Genomic DNA, 2,251 nt, shown 5'->3' on the forward strand with positions numbered 1-2,251 from the left:
GCCGCGGTGTGGCGCTTCTTCCACTCCGTCATGTTGCCCACGGCGGCGGTGACGGGGCGTTCGCCGGAGGTGTCGTCGGCGCCGCCGCCGCGGCCTGCGGGGAGTACGCAGCCGCCCTGGAGACGGCCCGGGCCGGGATACGCGAGAAGGTGCCGGGCGGTGAGGAGGGCGAGCTGGTCGTGGGCCTGTCGGCACCCGCCGGGCCCATCGCCGCGTCCGCCGCGTACAAACAGGCCGAGCAGGCGCTGTCAGTGGCGCGGCGGCGCGGGCGCGTCCTTGTGGAGCACGAGCGGATGGCGGCCGGATCGGTCCTGCCGCTGCTCGCGGACGACGCCGTACGGGCCTTCGCCGACGGCATGCTGCGGCCGCTGTACGAGCACGATGCCACGGGCCGCGGCGACCTCGTGGCCTCCCTGCGCGCCTGGCTGTCCAAGCACGGCCAGTGGGACGCGGCGGCGGCCGACCTCGGCGTCCACCGGCACACCCTGCGCTACCGCATGCGCCGGGTCGAGGAGATCCTCGGCCGCTCCCTGGACGACCCGGACGTCCGGATGGAGCTGTGGCTGGCCCTGAAGGCCGCCACCACCGAGTAGCCAAACCGGAGTGTCCGCGTCCCTCACTGCTACGGCTCGGACAAACGCCCTTCGGCCACCTCGCGCCTACCGTTGGTCCCGTAGCGCAGGATCACCCCCAACGCCGAAGGGCCGGAACCCACATGACCTCCACCCACGCCTTCTGGCTCGCCGGCCGCCAGGCCACCGGCGAGGACACCTTCGACGTCACCTCCCCCTGGGACGGGCGGCTCGTCGGCACGGTGAGCCTGCCGACCGACGCGCAGGTCGAGGAGGCCGTGGCCGCCGCGCACGCCGTCCTGGACGAGTTCGCCGCCACCCCCGCCCACGTCCGGGCCGCCGCCCTCGACCACGTCAGCAAGCGCCTGGTCGAGCGCACCGAGGAGATCGCGCAGCTGATCTCCGCCGAGAACGGCAAGCCCCTCAAGTGGGCCCGCGGCGAGGTCGGCCGGGCCGTGTCGGTGTTCCGGTTCGCGGCCGAGGAGGCCCGGCGGTTCAACGGCGGCGAGGCCCAGCGCCTCGACACCGACCTCGGCGGCCAGGGCCGGCTCGCCCTCACCCGCCGCTTCCCGAAGGGCGTCGTGCTCGGCATCGCGCCGTTCAACTTCCCGCTGAACCTCTGCGCCCACAAGATCGCCCCGGCCATCGCCGCAGGCGCTCCGATCATCCTGAAGCCGGCCCCGGCGACCCCGCTGTCGGGTCTGATCATCGGCGACCTGCTGGCCGAGACCGAGCTGCCCGCCGGCTCCTGGAGCATCCTGCCGGTCGCCAACGACAAGATGCCGGCCCTGGTGCGGGACGAGCGCCTGCCGGTCATCTCCTTCACGGGCTCCGAGAAGGTCGGCTACGCGATCATGGACTCGGTGCCGCGCAAGCACTGCACGCTGGAGCTGGGCGGCAACGGCGCTGCCGTCGTCCTCGCCGACTGGGCGAGCGACGAGGACCTGGACCGGGCGGCGAACCGCATCGCCACCTTCTCCAACTACCAGGGCGGCCAGTCCTGCATCTCCGTGCAGCGGGTCATCGCCGACGCCTCGGTGTACGACCGGCTGCTGCCGCGCATCGTCGAAGCCGTCGAGGCCCAGGTCACCGGCGACCCGAGCGACGACGCCACCGACGTCGGCCCGCTGGTCAGCGAGGACGCCGCCCGGCGCGTCGAGACGTGGGTGCGGGAGGCCGTGGACGCCGGGGCGCGGCTGCTCACCGGTGGCAAGCGCGACGGCGCCTCCTACGCGCCGACCGTCCTCGCCGAGGTTCCGGGCGACGTGACGATCTCCTGCGAGGAGGTCTTCGGTCCGGTCCTGACCGTGCAGAAGGCGGACAGCGAGGCCGCCGCCTTCGCCGCCGTCAACGACTCCAAGTACGGCCTCCAGGCGGGCGTGTTCACCCACGACCTGCAGACCGCCTTCCGCGCCCACCGCGCCCTCGAGGTCGGCGGCGTGGTCATCGGCGACGTGCCGTCCTACCGCGCCGACCAGATGCCGTACGGCGGCGTCAAGCAGTCCGGCGTGGGCCGCGAGGGCGTGCGGTTCGCCATGGAGGACTACACGTACGAGCGGGTGCTGGTGCTGACCGGCATCGACCTCTGACCCACCCTGCCCCAGCCTCTGGCTTATGGAAACCATTTTCATACGCTTGGCGTCGACGGCGGTCAGGGCCTGGGGCTGCCCGCCCGGAAC

Annotated in this window: 2 protein-coding genes; both read left to right on the forward strand. The window is 73.1% G+C overall.

Annotated features, from left to right (window positions below; translation table 11 throughout):
* A partial coding sequence (locus ABZ281_RS46590; RefSeq protein ID WP_356664585.1) for a helix-turn-helix domain-containing protein occupies nucleotides 1–593 on the forward strand: 593 nt, incomplete at its 5' end.
* A 122-nt stretch (nucleotides 594–715) separates the two neighbouring features.
* The gene (locus tag ABZ281_RS46595; protein ID WP_356664587.1) at nucleotides 716–2,161 is read left to right on the forward strand and encodes an aldehyde dehydrogenase family protein; all 1,446 of its coding nucleotides are present in this window, start codon (nucleotides 716–718) and stop codon (nucleotides 2,159–2,161) included.
* Nucleotides 2,162–2,251 lie beyond the last annotated feature (90 nt).

The organism is Streptomyces sp. NPDC006265 (assembly GCF_040613555.1).
In the GTDB taxonomy this organism is placed as follows: Bacteria; Actinomycetota; Actinomycetes; order Streptomycetales; family Streptomycetaceae; genus Streptomyces.